This window comes from Staphylococcus hominis subsp. hominis, assembly GCF_002901845.1.
GTDB lineage: Bacteria > Bacillota > Bacilli > Staphylococcales > Staphylococcaceae > Staphylococcus > Staphylococcus hominis.
This window is the reverse complement of record NZ_PPQE01000025.1, coordinates 462,802-479,464: the sequence shown is the minus strand read 5'-3', so window position 1 is coordinate 479,464 and position 16,663 is coordinate 462,802. Positions and strand designations below refer to the sequence as shown.

The window sequence follows — 16,663 nt, the reverse complement described above, 5'->3', positions numbered from 1 at the left end:
CTTTATGTATTTTAAATTTATTCGTTTTTCACTTTATTTCCTTTATAATCTTATCAATTTTCAAACTAATTTTATATATATTATGTAAGAAATTGAGATTATAAATAAGGTATCCATAATATATGACACCTTATTTATAATCATTTAAAATGACGTCATTTGTTCTTATGAATCGTTTTTATCATTAGACGTTGTATCAGTTGAATTATCTGAAGTGTTATTTGAATCAGATCCACTCGAATCAGTTAAAGATGTATTATCATTAGGATCATCAGTAGATAATTCTATTTCAATTTTCTTATTACTTTTGAGTGTTGACCCACTCGCTACAGATTGATTTGTTACGTATCCACTGCCTTTAGTCGTAACATTGATTCCAGTTAATTCTTGGAAGGCTAGGACATCGTCTGTTGTCCAACCTTTCATATTTGGCATAGTAATATCGCCATCTGTCACTGCTAACACTTTACTATTCGGTAATAATTTTGTATTAGCTCTAGTAGATTGAGCTTTTATTGTATTACCATTACCAATAATGACAGGTTGTAAATCTTTTCCTTTAAGACTATCTTGTGCTTTTTGACTTGATTGCCCTACAACATTTGGCACTTTACTATACTGTGCTGATTGAGTCTCATCTTTTTTAGAGCCTACATTTAAATACTTAAGTGTATTTTCCATGATAGGTTTAAAAGCTTTACTTACCCCTAATTCATATGCTTCTTGATCATTTTTCTGAGCAAGACTCATACCGGCATAAACAATAACTCTTGGATGTTTTTTTGGCGCATCTCCCATAAAGCTTACAAAGTAGGGATTTGCTCCTTTAACGTATCCACTACCATTTTCATTAACGACCTGAGCAGTACCTGTTTTCCCTTCAATATCATAACCATCAATACGATAATTGGAAGCATGACTTTTATCACTATTTACTACTTTATCTAATTCTGTTTCAACTTTATCCGCAGTTTCTGAAGTAATAGGTTTTCCAACTATATTCTTTTCACCTTTATAGAATGTTTTCTTTGAAATTGGATTATCTATACTTTGAACAAACCAAGGTTTTAACATATTTCCTTTATTAAAGAAAGCTGATTGTGCTTGTATCATTTGTACAGGCGTCACTGTGGTCGATTGACCGAATGCTGATGTTTTTTGTTGTAATTCATTTGACCAAGCAATATTTCCTTTTAATTCTCCGTCAAACATACCATTTGTAGATTTACCAAAACCAAAGCGCTCGTACCAAGATTTCATTTTATCAGCACCAACTAAATCTTGAAGATGCATCATCAATGTATTAGATGAATATGTGAAACCTAATGACATTGGTATTTCTCCCCAACCGGTTTTATTCCAGTCAGAAATTCTTGAACCCATAATATCACGATGACCAGATTCATATTTTTCTTTAGGATTAAATTTACCTTCTTGAATGGCGGCTGCTAATCCATATGATTTAAATGTTGACCCAGGCTCATATGCATTTTGATATAAATCATTAGCCCATTTTTTTCCAAAGTCTTTACCCGTTTCGGGGTTGAATGTTGGACGTTGACTATATGCAAGAATTTCTCCTGTTTTAGCATCCATAACCACTGCAAATAAATCTTTTGGTTCATATCGTTTCACCATATCATCAAGAGCCTCTTCGACAAATACTTGTATATTTGAATCAATGGTTAAATGAACATCATCACCACGTTTTGGCGCTTTTTCATTTTTACTGTTTGGTGCAATATAACCCCAAATGTCATGTATATAAGATAGCGAGCCTTTCTGTCCATTTAGATAACTATTAAAAATCTTTTCTACACCTAATGCACCATTTAATTCCCCAGTATCAGGATTTTTTTGAGCCATACCAATTAAATGAGAAGCAAAATTACCGTTAGGATAGAATCGTTCAGTTTCTGGATATAAGGTGATTCCTGGTAAGTCCATTTTATCGAGTTTAACTTTATCTTGATATGTTAAATTTGTCCCTTTCTGTCCAAATTCAACTTGAAAGGCTTTCTTTTGATTAAGACGTTTTTCAATTTCATCAGGTTTCATATCAATAATTTTTGATAATTGTTTTGCTGTTTTCTTTTTATCTTTAACATACCTTGGTGTATCACCAACTTCTCCAGCATTTTTATCAATAATAGCAACTAATTTATATCGTTGAACATCTTCGGCTAAAATTTTACCGTTTCTATCGTATATTTTCCCTCTTTCAGGCTGTTCTTGCGTTTTTACGAGATATTTTTCATTAGCGCGCATCACTAAATTTTGTCCATCTGAATGTCCAGTTATCATGATATATGAATATCTTAAAACCAATACAAAAAAGAGCAGTCCGAATAATCCAACAAGGAGGACTGCTCCTAATTTATTTTTTCTAATTTTAATTTTTCGCTTCGCCATTAGTACGCACTACCTTTACATTATCGTTCTTTAGGCTCATACCTTGTTTTTTAGCCTGATCGTAAATGCGCTCATAAGAAGAATTTTTCTTAATTTCAGATTGAATTGCATTATTTTCATTAGATTGTTGTTCAATCTTTTGATCTAGCTCGGCAATTTTATCATTTGTATCGTACGCATCCATTTTTAAAGATAGCATATAGATTGCTAGAACAGCAATTGCTGTGACAAGCGTTATGTATAAAAATTTCTCAAATCGCGTAAGTTGAACAACAACCTTTTTAGTTACTGTTTTCGTCTCAGTTTGTGTCTTTGGTTGTTCTTTCGGTATGCTAGTGTGCTGAATGTGTTCATATGGTTCGTAAATTTTTTCTACAGCCATCCTCAATTACTCCTTATTTTAATATTTCAGCAACACGTAATTTTGCACTACGTGCTCTATTATTTTCGTCTAAATTCTCTTCTGTAGCAGTAATTGGTTTACGATTTACTCGTTTTAACTTAGGTGTATAAGCTTCAGGAATAATTGGTAACCCTCTAGGCACATCAGGTCCTTTTTCGTATTCTTGGAAAATTTGCTTGCACAATCTATCTTCCAGAGAATGGAAAGTAATGACTGAAATCCTACCTTTTACTTTAACATGCTCAATGGCTTGTTCAATTGAATCTTCAAACGCAGATAGTTCATCGTTCACTGCTATTCTTATCGCTTGGAAAATGCGTTTAGCAGGATGACCACCTTTTCTTCGAGCTTTAGCTGGAATACCTTCTTTAATAATGTCTACAAGCTCTAATGTTGTTTCAATAGGTTGTTGTTCACGATGTGCTTCTATTCTTCTCGCTATTTGTTTAGAAAATTTTTCTTCTCCATAACGATAAAAGATTTTAACCAATGCCTCATAAGGCCAATCATTAACAACATCATATGCAGTTAATTCTTGCGTTTGATCCATACGCATATCTAACTTTGCATCATGATGATAACTAAATCCTCTTTCAGGTATATCAAGCTGTGGACTTGAAACACCTAAGTCGTAGTAAATACCATCTACTTTTTCAATTCCTAAATTTTTCAAAATATCAGTTAATTCTCTAAAGTTATTATGTACAAACGTGACCTTGTGTAAGTGATCTCTTAGTACTTCTTTAGCATTTTCTAAGGCAGTAGTATCTTGATCGATTGCAATCAACCTACCGTCATCGTTTAATTGATTTAATAAATAGAGTGCATGACCGGCTCCACCAAGCGTACAATCTACATATATGCCATCCTCTTTGATGTCTAATTCATCTATTGTTTCTTTTAGCATAACGCTTACATGATGAAACACTATAAATTCCTCCATTAAAAATCAAAATCTATCAAATCTTCGGCAATATCTTCAAAACTTTCTTCTGATTCTTCGTAAAATTCATTCCAAGTTTCTCTATCCCAAATCTCTATACGATTTGAGACACCTATTACCGTACATTCTTTTGTTAAATTTGCGTATTTCCTCAAATTTTGAGGAATGTTAATACGCCCTTGCTTATCTAGCTCTACTTCGATAGCTCCAGAGAAGAACATACGCATAAACTTACGTGCGTCTTTTTTTGTCATAGGTAAGGTTTTCATTTTCTCTTCTATCTGTTGCCATTCTTCAAGAGTGTAGCCAAACAAACATTTATCAAGGCCTCGTGTGATAATAAAACGTTCATTTAAGTCATATCTAAACTTAGATGGAATTATCATACGTCCTTTAGCATCTAATTGATGCTCGTATTCTCCCATGAACATTATTACCACCTCACCTTATTAATAATTTACCACATCTCACCACTATCCTCCACTAATTATGTAAAATATCTTAAAATTCTTTAATTTGACATAAAAAGACCCATATTATCTATTAAAATAATATGGGTCTTTTCCTCATAAATTAAGGTTTTATAACTATTTGGTTAAATGTATATTTAAGTGGAGGATAAGTGGAGGGACTAAACACATCTATCCCAAATTCATTCATCATTTGAAGTGGATTCCAAATTCTTTCTTGTAGGCCACCCATTGGATGCAATACATGTTCAATCTCTCTAAAATGTTTCATACTTATATCGTTATCTCTTTCAATGTTAAGTAAATAGCGATTTAATAAATATTCAAATTGTTTATTATGAATGTCATAATTTTTCTTTACTAAATTGATATTATCATGATTATCATTAACCTCTTTACGAAGTGATTCGTATATTTTGGCATGATTCTCTTTTAAAGACTCTACTTTTTTAATAAATGTATCTGAGGCTTTGCTACGAACGAATTTTTCTCTATCCGTTTCTATACCATTCATAATAACATTTTTAGCATTTAACTTATACTGATTAATTAGTTTTTCTATTCTAATTGGTAAATAAGTGATTTTCATTCTTGGTAAAACAATAGGCATTTCAACATCTAAAATTTTAAATACTTCATTCAATTCAGCCCAGTATTTAATTTCACTTGGTCCTCCAATAAAAGCTACCGTATTAAATAGCCATTCTTCCATTACTGGTCTAGTTACAACATTATTAGAAAAACGAGTTGGTTCTTTTTCAACTAATTTTAACAATTCATCTTTATTATATGTAATATCTGATTTACTCAATTTGAATACATCATCTTTTTTAGTAATTAGTTGACGCATACTATCTTCATGAAGGAACAGATGGACATTGGTATCTGTTTCAATCATTTTGTTTAAACCTGATTGTGTAGTTAATTTTTGTGTTTTTCTAAACGCTTGGTTAATTTCATTATGTTTTTGAATAATATTTTTTAATAATGGCTTCTCCAATTCACGAATTTTTTCATATTGAGCATCAATAAATAGTACACCGTAATCTTTAAATACTTCTTGAAGTAACCCTTTAAAAATATCAGTCCAATTATTGTACTTTTCTATAATCTCTAAACATACTTGATAAAGTGCGTTAGTATGTTTCGTTTCTTTTAATTCTTTAAAAAATTGATTAAGTGCTTCAATCATCTGTTCCTTTTCTAGAATATAGCGAGAAACGCTTGTTTCAGGCGGTGTCATTGTATGATATTTTACTTTATGTAAATGAGCATCTTTTGCATTATAAGCATACGTATGATTTACTTCTTCAAAGTCATGATCTTCACCTGCAATCCAAAAAACAGGTACAACAGTTTGTTGATATGTTTCAGTTAATTCACGACTTAAATTAACAATTGAAAGAATTTTATGAAACGTATATAAAGGTCCACCAAAAAGACCAGCTTGCTGGCCACCAATTACCACTTTAGCTCCTTCACTGAGTGCAGTAAGATGAGTCTGTTGAATTTCTGTTATATTCAAATCTGACATATATGATTTAATCACTTGAGCAAGTTGCTGCTCTCTACCATTATTAGGACGATCCATTCTTTGATCAAAACTAGATGGTTTGACTGGATTATATTGATAAAATTTCAATAATGTTTCATCACTGTTTTCTAATTTAGTAATAAATGAATCTTTTTCTTGAAAATTAGTTACTTTACAGTTCATTCCCTTACTCCTTCAATATAACATTACTTATTCAGTATAAAGATTATATCCCTAGATGACAATTTTACGGCTTAACTATTGAAATTCACATCCATTTTATCAGATTATAAGTAATTAATATGTTATTAAATGAAAATCGTATATTAATGACGATACAATATATATAAAGAATTTAAATGATGATGAGAACATGACTAAAGTTCAACATCTTGAAATAAAATTAAAAAACTGTTGAATTATTTGAGGCATTTAGAGAAATTGATAATGAAGACTTGCATAAGGAGTCAATATATTTGTATGATCTCTAAACAATTAAGCTATAAACGCTATTTGCATAAATAAGCCTGAGCCATTTAGCTCAGGTCTCTTATTAATTATTCTTCAACTAAATTAACCAATTCATATAAAGATTGTATTTCATAATCTGGTACAATATCACTGTTATTTTCTTTATTACGATAATTAAACCAACATGTTGTAATACCGGCATTTTTTCCACCTAGTATATCTGATGTAAGAGAATCTCCTACTATTATTGAAGTCTTTCTTTTTTCTTCACCAATTCTCTCAAAGATATAATCAAAAAATTCACTCATAGGTTTTTGATATCCTGTTTCTTCTGATATATATACTCCAGATAAGATGTCTTTAAACTCTAATTGAGCAATACGACGTTTTTGGGTATCTGTAACACCATTAGTCACAATAAACAATTCACATTCTTGGCTTAATCGATCAATTGTTTCTAAAGTAGAGTTGAAGAATTTTAATGGTGCTTTAGCTAGTTCGTCTCTAAATAAAACATCGGCTTTTTTACCATCTACGTCTATACCATACTCTTTAAAATAATTAATAAAACGATGTGTTAATACTTCTTCTTTAGATAGTTCATTTTTTTGAAATGCTTCCCAATGATTTTGATTTACTTTCTTAAAATATTGAAAATCTTCTTCAGTTGGATAATGACCGAAATGATGTGCCATTTGATGAAATGCTCGATCTTCTGCATCAAAAAAGTCCACAATTGTATCATCAAAATCAAGTAAAATAGTATCGTATTTCATTTTTATACTCCTAAATTATAGTATGTATATTATTTTAGCAGATTTATCATGATTCATTAAATAATGCTAAAAAATAAAAACACTTAAGGATTAATCCTTAAGTGTTGAATACTTGCTATTAAGTATTAGAAACCAAATACTTTACCTAATACACTTGCACCACTTGATACAATGTCAACAATACTTGTACCTAATTTTGTCCAGTCTTGATTTTGTGCTGCTGTTACAGTATTTGCAATTGCTTCTGCTAATTTAGTCATTTGAATTTCCCCATTCTGTTTTTATTTTTAAATATTATTACGTTAGAATCCTAAGTATTTACCTAGAATGCTTACGCCACTTGATACGATGTCAACAATGCTTGTACCTAATTTTGTCCAGTCTTGGTTAATTCCTGCGTCTACTGTATTTCTGATTGCGTCGAATAATTTATCCATATTAATAACTCCTTTATACGTAATTAATAATTAATTAAAATCCGAATACTTTACTTAAGATACCTACACCACTTGATACGATGTCAACAATGCTTGTACCTAATTTTGTCCAATCTTGGTTTTGTGCTGCGTCTACTGTATTTTTAATTGCTTCTACTAATTTAGTCATTTGAATTTCTCCATTCTGTTTTTATTTTTAAATATTATTACATTAGAATCCTAAGTATTTACCTAGAATGCTTACGCCACTTGATACGATGTCAACAATGCTTGTACCTAATTTTGTCCAATCTTGGTTAATTCCTGCGTCTACTGTATTTTTGATTGCGTCGAATAATTTATCCATGTTTGTTATCTCCTTTGTACTATTTATAATTATCTTTAAATTAGAAACCTAAATATTTACTCACTAAACCTACACCGTTTTCTACGATACTAACAATACTTGTACCTAATTTTGTCCAATCACCATTAATACCTGCAGTTACTGTATCTTTAATTGCGTTAAATAAACCTTCCATTTCATACACTCCTTAGAAATTAATTGGTAAAATTCTAAAACGATAGGTTACTGTATTGCTTGCTTTGTTTTGTTTAACTATCGTTTTGTTATCTTTACTATAAAGGGTTTCTTTAGATACTTGTGACATTTTCCGTAACTTATGCTTAAATCATCAAAACTGTGCAATTTAAAAATTTATATTTACAGTTAGGAATTCAAATATGTCTATCTCGTCAAAGTTTTTTAGGTTATCAAAATAAAATAATTAAAAATATTTAATACATAAATATATGATATAATCCAAAAGTATAAAGATTTATTATATTTATTCTCGTAATTTAATTAAATGGTTATAAGATGGTGATGTTAAATGTAATTCCTACATAAAATATGAATAAAAGGACTATATTATTAATAATTACTAATTGAGTGAACGAATGGAGAAGACATATGAAGAAGTATTTCATTTTATTATTTAGTAGTATTTTAATATTAAGTGCATGTGATAATGATTTTTCTTTAACTGGTGATAATAAAAAAGAACAGAATGATACCAACAATAAAAAGGATAATAAAAAAGAGAAAGAAGATAAGCATATTTCAAAATCAGATAAGAATTCTGTAGAACATAATGATAAAACTACCCAAAATCAAAATACTGAAAATACAAGTAATGAACAGAAGTCAAACGAAGATAGAGATTCAAAAGATACCATAGAAGATGTTTCATCTCACAATAACAATCAAATTGATTTCTCCAATATTAAAGATAAAAGTACATTAGAATCAGTTATTTATGGAAATTATAGTGAAGAACAAAAGATACAAGCTTACAATAGTGCAGTTGCAAATGGAATTATTCCACAAGGAAATGTAATGGAAGGTCCTGCTAGTGTAGCGTATCAAAGTTCACTTAGAGTTGAAAATGGTCAAGAAAAATCAATTTATGACCGACCAAATGAGTCAGATGTTTCAGTAAATGATGAAAATGCAAGTTCGGATCCTAATGCTGAAATCAATGCAGCAGAAACTGAAGATGAGTATTATGATGCACTCAGAAAAAAATATAATGGTGGTCTTTCATCTGGAGAAATTCAAACAAAACATGCAATTGAGCAAGGGTACTATGAAGGTGATGACGCTGAAGAAGTCTATCAAAACATTAAAGAACAAGAAGCTGACATAGTAGCTGGAAAATGGGATAAATATAAAAATTAAATTCTTGAAGTCAGTCATCATAGTGAGTTTAAAATAGATAAGCAAAAACCCCGTAACCACAATGGTTAACGGGGTTTATTAGTGTCCTGGGAGGGAATTCTTAACCTTTTATAACATTTTATAATCTTTCAAAAGACTATAATATCAGTATTTTTATCTAATTCCTTTTTATAGCTTTTAATACAATTTCAAATTATTTTCCCCAAATTTTCCCCAAATAAGATTATATATTTTCATTACACTTCAAAAATTTGTACATACTGAATCTCATTACCTCTAATAACCACAGTTTTACCAATAAATAAAAAAACTGTTATATATATATATCCTGTTTTGGACAAACGTAATTATATATAATATTAGTCTTAAGTCTTCATTGTTCTTTAATTCATTCACGCTTTTTATGTATTCGAATAATCTAGTTATATGCAATCATTGTGATAAACATTTTTGACTTCTTCAATATAAGTTATCCCTCTTTTCATTTCTCGCTGCAACACAGAGCTTCTCTCAGTATCTAAAATACAAAAAAACGTCACTCGTAAGTGACGTTTAAGATGAGATATTTAACTTGTCCGTATGCTCACTATTTAATAGTTTTGCCTTTTGTTTCATAAATATACCCTTTATTCGCCCTTTTCTGATTAATATTAAATTATTCAGTAAACAAATTATTTTCTAATATATTATATTCTTCTTCAATCTCCTCAATCATAAGATTTAATTTTTTCTTAATTGCTTCCAAAATGCTACTCATTACTTTTGCCTTTGTATAATCATAATTAGTATTGTAAAATTGATAGTTACCACTAATATTTAATAGTTCATTAAAGAAATTCAATTTTAGCGAATCAATTTGTTTTTGTACATGTATTCCTTCTTGATATTCTGATATAAATTTATCATCAATTATACCGCCTAATTTTTCTACAATTTCTTTTAAATAAGGTATATTATATTGATAATAAACAGAATTAGGTAATAAGTTATAAAACTGAATATTAATATTTATGTATGTTTGTTTTTTAGGATTATGTAAATTAAGTCTTAGTAAATTCTCTTCTTTATTATTTAAATTTGGTATTGTAATGTAATTTAAATTTATAAATTGATTTAATTCAGTTGGCATTTTGAGTACTTTGTGTTTTCTTAAGGTTAATAATTGGTCATATGTACTAAAATTAGTGTAACAAAACAAGTCTAATACTCTAACATATTTTATATATTCTTCTATGTTCTTTATATTTCTAGATAGTTCCCCTTTTTTATTATTCATCATCAAAATGTTTTGTATATCATTTTGTTGTTTCGTTATTTTTAGCATTTTTTCATTAATTTTATTGGCTTCTTCATTTTGTTGTTTAGTCATATTTAATATTCTTTCATTAATACTATTTGCCTTAAGATTAGCTCCATACAATAAAATACTCAATATTGTTGTTGATACTATGCTAATAACAGTTATTGTAGCCAAAAAACTTTCTCTACCATCATTTGTAAAGCTATGGAATATAATTTTTTCAACAAAAAAACCATATATAAATACGATAATTATAACACCTATTAATGTTAAACATAAAAATAATATTGTATTAAATAAATTTTTTTTATTTTTCATTTTTTCACCTCAATATGGTCTTTAACAGCATTAATTTAACTACAAAATAATGAAAAATAGCAATATAAAAATGTATTTTTTAAAATTTAATATTTATCCTATCATCATTTAATTCACAGATAGCATTATTCTTTTATCTATTCCATTCTTCACTAGCATTAAATTAAAATTTAGTATCATTCCTACTGCTACATGTAATTCGTTCCATATCTCTATTTCACTATGCGTCAATAGATCAGTATAAGTAATTCTCTTTAATGCTCATAGCTTTATCAAACATATCATTTACATCAATCTGTTCTACACTTAGAACACATAGTTATCAGTCCTCTAACGGTACATCATCAATTATCATTATTCTATTTGAACATTTCTCATATAGTCCATTTTGTATTATTTATTCAAACACAAATCGTTTTCTAAAAATTAATCTTATTTTTTTCTTACAATTTTCTAAAATATCATTTTGTTGTATTAAATATTCTTCAAAATTTCCTTCTATTTTTCCAGTTTGCATTATATTGTTTAATGACCACATTAACATGTTTGACGTATTATAATAATTCATTATTAATTCGTTTTCTTCGTTCGTAAACATTATAGTATTCTTTTGATGTAATTCTCTTAATTCCGCTATGCAATTTTGTAACAGTTGTAAATGGTACATAAAATTCACATTATAAACTTGTTTCTCATCATCACCCCACATATATTTATCGTAATTTTCTTTTGTAATTTCAATAACATCTTTAACATATACATTAGAATGACGAAATGTTATTTCACGATTAATAAAACATTCTATTTGGACAGTAACTTCATACATAGCACTGTAAATATCTCTATATATCGGAAAAAAGTTCTCTGCAAAAAATTGTTTCTTTTCAGTTTCAAATTTTTTATCTTCTAATTTAGATTCTTTAAAAAAATTAATAATCTCTCTAAAGATTATACCTCCAGCAAAAGATAACAAACTAATTATGATTCCTATCATTAGCATTGACTCCTTTTAAGTACTTAATTAGTACAGTATTTATACAATTTAATATAACTTTTAACTTTCAACTGAAGATTGACACATACATATACTTAACTTAGTATTAAACTGTAATAAAAAGCTTACCTATTGGAGTAGGTAAGCTAAAACTCATAATAGTCTTAAATTATTAATTTCATTTGTAACTATGCTGTTTACTATTGGAGTAGTAAGCAGCTATTTCTTTTTTAGATCATAAAGTACGGTAACAAAATAGAATGATAATAATGCACTAATGTTTAAAATTGAATTCACATTAATATTAATTGTTTCAATATTTAGCAGTACTATCACCTCCATATTGAGAAGAGATAGACTATTATGAATATAAGTAATTTTATCAACTAACTCTACATACTAAAAGCTAATATTTAACTTTGATTGTTCGTGAAAATGGTTGAAGGTGCGTCATAGCTATATTAAAAACTAAGAAAAATTTATTTTAGTTTTTTTTAGGGTATTTTACTTGATTTTATTTACAATATTTACTTCTCTAATGACAAAAGATGTAGTCCCAGTTTAGAGCTACATCTTTTTATGTATCGAAGCGGTTGCTATATTCACTTACCTAACGTCGCAAGTTGAAAGATATGAGGGAAAGTGTCGTTCACATATCTATGTGATATCCTTTTTTGTTTCATCAAACTACTTCCCTATTTTAAGGTACTGCTTACAAGCGGACTTTTAAGTCCGTTTGTTATTGTATGAAATGTAAAGTTTTGACAAGTTATAAATAAAAAGACTGCACCCAAAGGATACAGTCAGTTTATTAAAGGATACTCGATTTTGAGTAGTAAGTTTAGTAGCTACATGCATTATCTTATAAACGGCTCTACATGTAAATAGAAAACGCTTACTTTTTATAAATAAAAATTTTTCGCGTCATACTTACATTATTTTTAATCTTTGCGTTATTTCTATATAGTATCAAGACAAGAAGAAACTCGTTTCACTCGTTTCAAAAACCCTCCTGATTTTTAGAGAAAAATTCTCTTATTTCATCGTCTTTAATAAAATAATATGCCATCTTTCCCTTTTTATAAAAATCAAGTACATCATTTTTATATAAAAGTCTTAAATGATGTGAAGTTGAAGCAACACTCATTTTCAATATCAAAGAAATATCACAAACACACAACTCATCTTCTTTAATCAAAGATAATATAATTTTCAATTTCTTCTCATCACAAATCTTTTCTAAAATGTTAAGTAATTTCTTAGATTTATCATCTTCTAAAAAACTTAAAGCATTGTTAACTTTATCCTCATGTACACAGATCACATCACAAGCATTTTCATAACTCATATGAAATCACACCCTAAATTAAAATATAAATCCTAAAATTGTTTGAATAGTGTCATTTTCTATAATGATAAATAAACCTAAAGCTATATAAATAACAGCCATAATCCAACGACCAAATTTCTCAACAATTTCTCCAACTCCTGGAATATTAGCTAATTTTTGTGCAGTAAATACCAAGAAGAAAATTAAAATTAAAAAGACAAACAAAGTAATTAATAAATTAGTAACACTTAATGTCACAAAATAGGGAACAAATAAACCAATATTATCAGCGCCACAACTTGCTATCGTAACAATTGCAATCGTACCAACTAATTTAGACAATCCTTTTTCATTCAATTCTTTTTTAGCTCTCTCTTCTCCATCACTATCACCATAAATAGCCACTTTAATTCCTAAATAAATCGGTATTAACCCTAATAATCCTAATATCCATTTTTCAGGAACATAATTTAAGACAAAGGCAAAGAATAAACTTATGACAATCAATGCCACAGATCCTACATATTGACCAATATAAATATCTCGATATTCTTTCCTAGTCTTTGCTCTAGCAAAGAACATTAATAAAATCACTAATAAGTCTAATGCTGTCGCAATATAAAGAATAGCAGCAGTTACAATAGTCTGAAACATAATTACACCTCATTCAAAAATATTTTTGAATGTATTATAACTTATTTTTTTAAATAATCATAGTTGCTTTATTTGTGATAACTTAAATTTATAAAAATAAAATAAGCATAATCCACAAATCCAGTTTGTTTTTTACAAATTGGTTTTATTTTTTTGTCTTAATATCTAAGATTTTATAAAAAATCAGAATACCTTTATTTGCAATTTTAATGTACTTTTTAGAGCATTTAGAGAATTTCATATATTTTTTATTTAATAACTCTTAGAACACAAATAAATGGTAAATTTTAAAAAATTAGAAAAACAAACCTTTACTTTAGATATTAACAAATTAAACTCTTATTTAATATTTAACATTCAATATACATTTAACTACCTAAGAAAACCTAATATGAAATGTAGTAATATATAGTATTTTAGCTGATTTTAATTATTAAACTTAATAATTATTTTCTACACTTAGAAGCTCATAGTTTCTATATAGTTTTAAATCTCTCGAAAATTAAAGTTAATTAAAGGTGTAAAATCAACAATGACTATGTTCTTTTTTAACCCGTCGTTCGTGTCGTTCTTTTTATTATAAAACTGTTTAATAAAATAACTTCTCTATTGTTTCATCGAATATTTGTCTTATTCTTTGAACAGTTAGATTAAATATTTTTGCTATATCATTTAATTCCCTACCACTAATGATTAACCAAAAAACACTAAATTCTCTATCTGTTGCTATCAAATTAACTTCATCTATTAAGTTATTGATATATATATATGATTTTCTACATTTAAATTTTGAACTTCATCACTCGCATTAGTATCAAGAGAGAAAAAGTCTTCTATTGATGTATCTACAACTTCTATATTACTTTGCCTTTTATTTTTTCGGTATTCTTCAATATTCTTTTTGACTGTTGCTATATCATGCAGCAATAGTAGTCACGCACCTTTTGTTTTATTTATTGTATTAATAGGTTTTCTCATATTCATAATGCTCAATATCCTTTTTCTTTCTTGCTCTTTAAAACGTTGCCCACGCTCATCATTTGTTCTTTCAAAAATTTCTTCACATAATCTATCTATTAATTTTGTTGGTCTAAATCGACCATTAGAATTCATATAAGTCATGATAGCTATTTGATCTGATTTTGAGTATTTACTAATAATTTCCTTGAGAGTATTCATATTAACTTTAAATCTATCTTTATACTTTTGTAGATTTTCTTTACTCTCAATAATCCACTCTACAAGCTTATCAATAGGATAAGATACAGCGATTACACCTCTTATTTCATCACATGTCAAATAGATATGAATATGGTAAAAATCACAATAGAGAAACTGCAAGAAAATTAAACAGTTATGTAAGAAATGTATGTGACCAAGCAATACATGAAGGTTTAATTATGCGTAATCCTACATATAAAGCAACTATCACAGGTGCTAATCCTAGCAAGAGTGAAGATTTGAAGTTTATTAGCCATACTGAATATGTGAAACTTAAACATTATTTAGAACAAAAAGATACTACATCATCATTAGTATTATTAATGGCGTTAGTGACTGGAGGACGCTTTTCTGAAATAGCAAACATGCAGCGTGATGATTTTTACTTAGGTGACAATAAAATACATTTGCCTGGTACAAAAACAGAAACATCAGATCGTATTATTTCTATTGATACAAATACACTAAATAAAGTAAAAAGGTTTATTGAGAAGAAACCAGCCAATATTAATGGCTATGTATTTACAGTAAATGGTCACGTTATATCAAATACTGCTATAAATAAGGTATTAAAAAAAGCATGCGTACACTTAGGCATTAAATCTATTACGATAAACGCCTTGAGGCATACACATGCGTCTGTGTTAATTCATAATGGTTATAGTTTACATTATATATCAAAAAGGTTAGGCCATACTTCTACATTGGTCACACAATCTGTTTACCTACACTTATTAGAAGAAATTTATGAACGTGAAGATAAAAATATGATTGAGTTTTTGAATAAACTTTAAATTGTTTTCACCAAATTTTCACCAAACACAGTAAAAACCCCGTAACCATAATGGTTAACGGGAGGTATTAGCGTCCTGGGAGGGATTCGAACCCCCGACCGATGGCTTAGAAGGCCATTGCTCTATCCAGCTGAGCTACCAGGACATTATTTTTTAACACAAGTATTATTATATCTAAAGAAATCTTATTTAGCAATAGCTTTAATATAAAAAAAGTTTATATTTTCCACTAATTACGTATAATTGCAACTAATCACATACTTTTTTCGTTGCTATTTAGTTAAACTAAATAGCTAAATGTTTGGTACCAAACTTGAAATTAGATAGGACTAGACTATCTTGCATTGTAGTCCTAGCCCTTTTAATAGTTAATTAATTTCAAATTCTATTGATTGAATGACTTGATGATCTCTATTTCTAAAATTCAGCGTAGCTTTTTTACTTTCATCCTCTATAAGTAGTTCTGCGTACGTTTCTTCTATATTACTACGCGATTGTGAAATACTACCAGGATTTATAATATGGACGTCTCCTATTTTTTCATATTTAGCTATATGTGTATGCCCATAAAACGCAAATTGACAACCAAGAGATTGTGCTTTTTCAGCCAAACGCATACGCGTTTGATTTACACCATAAAGATGACCGTGGGTGTATAATGCTTTAACACTGTTCTTTTCAATAATGTCTTCATTTGGAAATTCAGGATAAAAGTCACAATTACCTTTTACACGTTGATACAAGTTCAATTCAGTATCGTTATATTTAAATTCAGAATCTCCTAAATGTAAGCATATATCTGCGTCTTTATGATAGTCGTATAATTCATACAGAATTCCAGATTCTGTATGATTATCACTTACAATTAACCATTTAGACATTTTAG

At 28.6% G+C, this 16,663-nt stretch carries 20 protein-coding genes and 1 tRNA gene; 2 read left to right on the top strand and 19 right to left on the bottom strand.

Annotation, left to right across the window (positions count from 1 at the left end; all coding sequences use genetic code 11):
• Window positions 1-165 precede the first annotated feature (165 nt).
• The 11 genes from CD034_RS03990 to CD034_RS03940 form a co-directional block, all read right to left on the bottom strand.
• On the bottom strand, window positions 166-2,412 hold the full coding sequence (locus CD034_RS03990) for a penicillin-binding protein (RefSeq protein ID WP_002448727.1): 2,247 nt from the start codon (window positions 2,410-2,412) through the stop codon (window positions 166-168).
• On the bottom strand, window positions 2,393-2,794 hold the full coding sequence (ftsL, locus tag CD034_RS03985) for a cell division protein FtsL (RefSeq protein ID WP_002448811.1): 402 nt from the start codon (window positions 2,792-2,794) through the stop codon (window positions 2,393-2,395). Before ftsL ends, CD034_RS03990 begins: the two co-directional genes overlap by 20 nt.
• Window positions 2,795-2,807: 13 nt before the next feature.
• Complete coding sequence (rsmH, locus tag CD034_RS03980) at window positions 2,808-3,743, bottom strand: 16S rRNA (cytosine(1402)-N(4))-methyltransferase RsmH (RefSeq protein ID WP_103288155.1); 936 nt, start codon at window positions 3,741-3,743, stop codon at window positions 2,808-2,810.
• Between the two features lie 14 nt (window positions 3,744-3,757).
• Window positions 3,758-4,189, bottom strand: a complete 432-nt coding sequence (gene mraZ, locus CD034_RS03975) for a division/cell wall cluster transcriptional repressor MraZ (RefSeq protein WP_002455463.1) — start codon at window positions 4,187-4,189, stop codon at window positions 3,758-3,760.
• A gap of 142 nt (window positions 4,190-4,331) precedes the next feature.
• Window positions 4,332-5,945, bottom strand: a complete 1,614-nt coding sequence (gene bshC, locus CD034_RS03970) for a bacillithiol biosynthesis cysteine-adding enzyme BshC (protein WP_002448845.1) — start codon at window positions 5,943-5,945, stop codon at window positions 4,332-4,334.
• A 374-nt stretch (window positions 5,946-6,319) separates the two neighbouring features.
• Window positions 6,320-7,009, bottom strand: a complete 690-nt coding sequence (locus CD034_RS03965) for a YjjG family noncanonical pyrimidine nucleotidase (RefSeq protein ID WP_002448764.1) — start codon at window positions 7,007-7,009, stop codon at window positions 6,320-6,322.
• Window positions 7,010-7,134: 125 nt separating this feature from the next.
• Entirely contained in the window at window positions 7,135-7,269 is a 135-nt protein-coding gene (locus CD034_RS03960) for a beta-class phenol-soluble modulin (RefSeq protein ID WP_002488710.1), read from the bottom strand.
• 42 nt (window positions 7,270-7,311) lie between these two features.
• Entirely contained in the window at window positions 7,312-7,446 is a 135-nt protein-coding gene (locus CD034_RS03955; RefSeq protein WP_019835726.1) for a beta-class phenol-soluble modulin, read from the bottom strand.
• Between the two features lie 34 nt (window positions 7,447-7,480).
• The gene (locus CD034_RS03950) at window positions 7,481-7,615 is read right to left on the bottom strand and encodes a beta-class phenol-soluble modulin (protein ID WP_002488682.1); all 135 of its coding nucleotides are present in this window, start codon (window positions 7,613-7,615) and stop codon (window positions 7,481-7,483) included.
• 42 nt (window positions 7,616-7,657) lie between these two features.
• Window positions 7,658-7,792, bottom strand: coding sequence for a beta-class phenol-soluble modulin (locus CD034_RS03945; RefSeq protein WP_002488705.1), 135 nt, complete (start codon window positions 7,790-7,792; stop codon window positions 7,658-7,660).
• 40 nt (window positions 7,793-7,832) lie between these two features.
• A complete protein-coding gene (locus CD034_RS03940; protein WP_002449997.1) occupies window positions 7,833-7,967 on the bottom strand; it encodes a beta-class phenol-soluble modulin in 135 nt (44 codons plus the stop codon).
• A 431-nt stretch (window positions 7,968-8,398) separates the two neighbouring features.
• Here CD034_RS03940 and CD034_RS03935 point away from each other — a divergent pair, with 431 nt between their 5' ends.
• Window positions 8,399-9,166 (top strand): hypothetical protein, encoded by a 768-nt coding sequence (locus CD034_RS03935; protein WP_103288154.1) that lies wholly within the window; start codon window positions 8,399-8,401, stop codon window positions 9,164-9,166.
• Window positions 9,167-9,821: 655 nt separating this feature from the next.
• On the opposite strand, the gene CD034_RS03930 is transcribed toward CD034_RS03935, so the two are convergent.
• The 6 genes from CD034_RS03930 to CD034_RS03905 all read right to left on the bottom strand — a co-directional run bounded on the left by CD034_RS03930 (window position 9,822) and on the right by CD034_RS03905 (window position 15,061).
• Window positions 9,822-10,784 (bottom strand): hypothetical protein, encoded by a 963-nt coding sequence (locus CD034_RS03930; RefSeq protein ID WP_103288153.1) that lies wholly within the window; start codon window positions 10,782-10,784, stop codon window positions 9,822-9,824.
• A 397-nt stretch (window positions 10,785-11,181) separates the two neighbouring features.
• A complete protein-coding gene (locus CD034_RS03925) occupies window positions 11,182-11,778 on the bottom strand; it encodes a hypothetical protein (RefSeq protein ID WP_049418228.1) in 597 nt (198 codons plus the stop codon).
• Window positions 11,779-12,778: 1,000 nt separating this feature from the next.
• Window positions 12,779-13,126, bottom strand: coding sequence for an ArsR/SmtB family transcription factor (locus CD034_RS03920; protein ID WP_010891100.1), 348 nt, complete (start codon window positions 13,124-13,126; stop codon window positions 12,779-12,781).
• Between the two features lie 18 nt (window positions 13,127-13,144).
• Window positions 13,145-13,762 carry a CadD family cadmium resistance transporter gene (locus CD034_RS03915; RefSeq protein ID WP_002500367.1) on the bottom strand — a complete coding sequence of 206 codons (618 nt, stop codon included), beginning with the start codon at window positions 13,760-13,762 and terminating at the stop codon, window positions 13,145-13,147.
• 747 nt (window positions 13,763-14,509) lie between these two features.
• Entirely contained in the window at window positions 14,510-14,689 is a 180-nt protein-coding gene (locus tag CD034_RS03910; RefSeq protein ID WP_049417887.1) for a hypothetical protein, read from the bottom strand.
• A 6-nt stretch (window positions 14,690-14,695) separates the two neighbouring features.
• Window positions 14,696-15,061, bottom strand: coding sequence for an encapsidation protein CP3 (locus CD034_RS03905; protein ID WP_049417885.1), 366 nt, complete (start codon window positions 15,059-15,061; stop codon window positions 14,696-14,698).
• On the opposite strand from CD034_RS03905, the gene CD034_RS03900 reads away from it, so the two are divergent.
• Entirely contained in the window at window positions 15,055-15,777 is a 723-nt protein-coding gene (locus tag CD034_RS03900; protein WP_244927425.1) for a tyrosine-type recombinase/integrase, read from the top strand. The two genes, CD034_RS03905 and CD034_RS03900, sit on opposite strands and share 7 nt — an antisense overlap.
• 71 nt (window positions 15,778-15,848) lie before the next feature.
• Here the strand turns inward: CD034_RS03900 and CD034_RS03895 are convergent.
• Window positions 15,849-15,922 (bottom strand) — tRNA-Arg (locus CD034_RS03895).
• Window positions 15,923-16,145: 223 nt separating this feature from the next.
• Window positions 16,146-16,658, bottom strand: coding sequence for a YfcE family phosphodiesterase (locus tag CD034_RS03890; RefSeq protein WP_077700544.1), 513 nt, complete (start codon window positions 16,656-16,658; stop codon window positions 16,146-16,148).
• Window positions 16,659-16,663 lie beyond the last annotated feature (5 nt).